Annotated in this window: 4 protein-coding genes; 3 read left to right on the top strand and 1 reads right to left on the bottom strand. The window is 65.5% G+C overall.

Features of this window, described 5'->3' with window-relative positions:
* Both Q0693_RS01075 and Q0693_RS01080 read left to right on the top strand, forming a co-directional pair.
* Positions 1–1,098, top strand: a 1,098-nt coding sequence (locus Q0693_RS01075) for a molybdopterin dinucleotide binding domain-containing protein (RefSeq protein ID WP_298628508.1), incomplete at its 5' end; no start/stop codon positions are given.
* Between the two features lie 85 nt (positions 1,099–1,183).
* Entirely contained in the window at positions 1,184–1,747 is a 564-nt protein-coding gene (locus Q0693_RS01080) for a protoglobin domain-containing protein (protein WP_298628509.1), read from the top strand.
* On the opposite strand, the gene dnaB is transcribed toward Q0693_RS01080, so the two are convergent.
* A complete protein-coding gene (dnaB, locus tag Q0693_RS01085) occupies positions 1,722–3,056 on the bottom strand; it encodes a replicative DNA helicase (protein ID WP_298628512.1) in 1,335 nt (444 codons plus the stop codon). The genes Q0693_RS01080 and dnaB overlap by 26 nt on opposite strands.
* Positions 3,057–3,196: 140 nt before the next feature.
* On the opposite strand from dnaB, the gene Q0693_RS01090 reads away from it, so the two are divergent.
* A partial coding sequence (locus Q0693_RS01090) for a transglycosylase SLT domain-containing protein (RefSeq protein ID WP_298628510.1) occupies positions 3,197–4,785 on the top strand: 1,589 nt, incomplete at its 3' end.

The following is a 4,785-nucleotide window of genomic DNA, read 5'->3' on the forward strand; positions in this document are numbered from 1 at the left end:
GGCTTCAAGAACGGCATGCCCTTCCGCAGGCCCGAGGACTTCTACCTGAAACTGGTGGCCAACCTGGCCTTCGGGGAGAAGGCCGATGGCTCGGAGGCCGTGCCCGAGGCCGATGACCGGGAGCTGGAGATCTTCCAGAAGGCCCGCCGCCACCTGCCCCCTTCGGTGTTTGACCTGGAGAAGTGGAAGGCGGCCATCGGGGATGAGGGCCTCTTCCGGCGGGCCGTGTACGTCCTGAACCGTGGCGGGCGCTTCCAGCGCTTTGAGAAGGCCTTCAAGCCTGATGGCACCGTGGCCAACCCCTATGGCAGGCAGATCAACCTGTACCTGGAAAAACACGCCAAGACCAAAAACAGCATGACCGGAAAGCCCTACTGGCCTCTGCCGCGCCTCTTCCCCCCTTACACGGATGCCTTGGACCAGCCCATCCAGGATGGCGAGGATTTTGACCTCAACCTGATCACCCATCGCTGGATCACCATGACCAAGAGCCGTACCATTTCCAACTACTGGCTTCTCAACATCACCCCCGAGAACTACATCGCCATCCATCCCGAGGACGCCAGGCGGCTGGGCTTCAAGGATGGGGAGCTGGTCAAGGTGGTTTCCGCCAGCAACCCCGAAGGGGTTTGGGACTTGGGACCCTTTGGCAAGAAGCCCATGGTGGGCAAGCTGAAGGTCATGGAGGGCATCCGCCCCGGGCACATCGCCTTCGCCTTAGGGTTCGGCCACTGGGCCTACGGGGCCAGCGACCTGGAGATCAACGGCCAGGTGATCAAGGCCGATCCCCGTAGGGCCGCGGGCATCCACGCCAACGCCGCCATGCGGGTGGACCCGGTGCTGAAGGATGTGACGCTTTCGGACCTGACCGGGGGAAGCGCCGTCTTCTACGATTCCAAGGTGCGTCTGGTGCGCCCCACCCTCGAGGAGGCCAGGACCTATGGGGAGGGGGTGCGGAAGGCGGCCCTGGGTGGGCCGGAGGGGGTGAGCGCGGAGGAGATTAGGGAAAAGGCGCTGAAGGCGGCCCGCGGGGAGCTGGACCCCGAGGCCCTGCGGCGGGAGGTGGCCCTTAGGCTAGGGCTGGACCCCAGGGCCTAAGGAACGGAGGAAAAGCCCCAGGGGACCCCCTCCCCTGGGGCTTTTACCCTAGACATGGCGAGGCCGGGCCAGGTACATTTGTCCCGTGGACCCCGGGGTCCTGCTGGAACTCCTCAAGCGCCGCACCGGTTTTACCCAGGCGCATGCGGCCATGCTCCAAGAGTTGGGAGCCTTGATGATTCCTTTGGCCCCCGAGGTGGCCTTGGCCTTCTACGACTACTTGGGGCAGGATAGCGAGCTGAGGGAGATCCTCTACGGGGTACCCGGAAGGGTGGAGCGGCTTTACGGCACCTTCGCCCGCTGGTATGGGGAGCTTTTTACCGGTGTCTACGACCAGGCCTATGCGGAGGGGAGGAGGCGCATCGGCTTGGTGCATGCCAGGCTGGGGATTGGTCCGAGGGCCATGGTCCCCGCCATGGGCCTCGTGCAGGAGCTGTCCTTGGAGCATATGCGCTCGGCGCTGCGGGGCCCAGAGATCTATGGGGCGTTGGAGGCCTTTGAGAAGATCCTTGTCATAGAGCTTGCCCTCATTGAGGAGAGCTACCTCGAGGCCCTCTCCTCGGGCCTGGCCCTGGGCCACCGGGACCTCAAGGAGGCCCTGGCCCAAGGGGCGGCCACCCTCCTCAAGGCTCCCGGGCCAGGTCGTTGAAGCGCACGTGGGCGGCGTGGAACTGGAGCTCTACCGTGCCAGTTGGGCCGTTGCGTTGCTTGCCCACGATGATCTCGGCGATGCCCGCCTTTTCCGAATGGGGGTTATAGTACTCGTCCCGGTAGATGAACATGACCAGGTCCGCGTCCTGCTCTATGCTGCCGGATTCCCTTAAGTCCGAGAGCATAGGGCGCTTGTTGGGCCTGGCCTCCACCGCCCGGGAGAGCTGGCTTAGGGCGATGACGGGCACGTTGAGTTCCCGGGCCAAGGCCTTAAGCCCACGGGAGATGGCGGCGATCTCCTGCTGGCGGTTTTCCCCCTGTTTACCGGCCCCGGGGCCGGACATGAGTTGGAGGTAATCTATGATCAATAGGCCCACGTCGTGCTGGCTCCTAAGCCTTCTTGCCCGGGCCCTAAGCTCCATCAGGGTGAGGTCCGGGGTGTCGTCAATGTAGATGGGGGCCTCGGAAAGCCGGCCTGCCACGTCCACCAGGCGGGAGAAGTCCCGGTCTGTGAGCTGGCCCAGGCGCACCCGGTTCATATCAATCCGGGCCTCCGAGCACATGAGGCGTAGGGTGAGCTGGGAGGCGGGCATCTCTAAGGAGTAGATCCCCACCCCCACCCCCTCTTTTAGGGCGGCGTTTTGGGCGATGGTGAGGGCGAAGGCGGTCTTTCCCATGGCCGGGCGGGCGGCGATGATGTTCAAGGAGCCCGGGGCCAGGGTGCCGATGAGCTGGTCCAGCTCCTTGAAGCCGGTGCGTACCCCGGCCACCTCCCCCTTGTTTTGGAAGAGGGATTCTATGTGCTCAAAGGTTTCGTGCACCAGTTCGCGAATGGAACGGGCCTCGGTGTCCGTTTGGGTAAGGGCCACCTCGAGGATCTTTTTGCCCGCGGTGTCCAGTATCTCATCCAGGCTTCCCGCCTCCTCATAGGCCAGGCGCATGGCCTCCCCGGCTGCTTGGATGAGCTTTCTCAGGGTCCACTTCTCCGCCACGATGCGGGCGTAGTGCTCCGCATAGGCGGCGGTGGGGGTGGCCTCGGAAAGCTGCACCAGGTAGCTCAACCCTCCAACCCCTTCCAGCTCCCCCCGGCGGGAAAGCTCCTCCGCCAGGGTCACCAGGTCCACGGGCTTGCCCTGGGACCTTAAGGCCTGCATGGCCGCATAGATCTTGCGGTGGGCCTCGGCGTAAAAGGCCTCGGGGGAGGGGAGGAGGCCTTCCAGTTCGTCCAGGACATCCGAATCCAGGAGAATGGCCCCCAGGACGCTCTGTTCCGCCTCGAGGCTGTGGGGGGGAATACGTCCTTCCATAGCCATAAGCCCCATCAGGCTACGCCCTGGTCCGGGGGTTCTGCCAGGGGGACTTCCGTTAAGGGAAGGAATGCCTCTGCCAGACGAAGGTCGGGGCGCGGCCCTTAGGCTTCTCATGGGAGTTTTGTTAGGGTGGGGGGGTGCGCGGGATCCCGCTCCTTTTGCTGCTGCTGGCCTCCTGCCGCGCCCAAGGCCTTCCCGAGCCCTTTGCCACCTTGGAAGGAGGAAGGGTAGAGGAGGTGCGCCAGGTGGCCGCGGGAGGCGAGGGGTATGCCCGGATGCTGGCAGGCTGGCTCCTGGTGGACCAGGAGGAGGTGCCCTTGGCGGAGCGGGCGGAGTATGCGTGGCGCTATGCCCTCTTCCTGGAAGGGGTAAGGGCCTTTGAGCCAGGCTGGGAGGCTCGGGAGGCCTGGCGCAAAGCGGCGCGCCTTTTGCAAAAGGCCCAAGACCCCCGGGCTTTTTCTGCCTGGCAAAGGCTTCTGCCGGAAAGAGAGGCCGTGGAGGCCCTCCTTTCCCTGGGTGAAGGGGAAAGGCTTTGGTTGGCCCTATTCCGGGGTAGGGCCTATGAGGCGCTGCTCAGGGTTCTTCCCGAGGGGGTACGCCCGGACCTCCGCGCCCAGGCGCTTTTCCGCTTGGGGCGCTTCCAGGAGGCTTTGCCCTCCTACCAAGCCTGGGCCCAGGAGGATCCCCGGGGGTACCTGGGTCTGGGCCATGTCCTTTGGCGGCTTGGGCGTAGGGAGGAGGCCTTGGAAGCCCTGGCCCGTTACGACCATCCGGAAAGCCGCTATGCCCAAGGGCGGATCCTGGAGGAGATGGGGAGGGTCCTCGAGGCGGTACAGGCCTACCGGCGGAGTACCCCCGAGGGCCTTTGGCGGGCTGCGGGGCTTCTAGAGCGGCAAGGCCTTAAGCGGGAGGCCCTTCCCCTTTACCTCACCTTGGCCGGTGGGAAAAGCCCTTACGCCGATGACGCCGCCCTAAGGGCCTATGTGTTGGCGGGGGGGCTGGGCTTGACCGGGGTGCAAGGGGAGGCCTTTACCCTCCTCAAGGGGGGGCTTGGCCTCCTTGTGGGCAAGGAACCCGAGCCGCCTCCGCCCGCCCCTTCCCTTCCGCCACCCCCAGAGGCGTCTACCGTGGAGGCCCTCCGCCTAGGGGGTAAGGAGGCCTGGGCCCGGGGGGTGGTGCGCTACGCCCTTTGGCAAAGGCCCAAGGATTGGCCGGCCTTGGTGCCCCTCCTTTACCGCTTGGGGGCTTACCGGGAGGGTATCCGGGCCGCCTGGCCCACCGCCATGGCCTATCCCCGTCCCTACCGGGAGTGGGTGGAAGGGTATGCCCGAAAGGAAGGCCTTGACCCCAGTCTGCTGTACGCCCTTCTCCACGTGGAAAGCCGCTTTGACCCCCTGGCGGTAAGCCCCACGGGGGCCTTGGGCCTGGGCCAGTTCCTAAGGAGCACCTGGGCGGATGTGGCCCGCATGCTGGGGGAGGATCCCGCCGATCCTTTTGATCCCGAGGCCAGCATCCGCTACGCCGCCCGCTACCTGCGCTGGCTCCTGGAGCGCTGCGCCGCCTACAGGGGTCTGGAGCAAGTGGCCTGCGCGGTCACCGCCTATAACGGCGGCATCGGCTATACCCTAAGGGGCCTCGCCCGGGAAGGGAACCTCTACGCCTTCCTCCGCTTCCAAGATAGGGACGAGCCCCGGGAGTACCTGGCCCAGGTGCTTTCCGCCTATGC

The sequence above is a fragment of the uncultured Thermus sp. genome (assembly GCF_938010445.1).
GTDB classification, from domain to species: Bacteria; Deinococcota; Deinococci; order Deinococcales; family Thermaceae; genus Thermus; species Thermus altitudinis.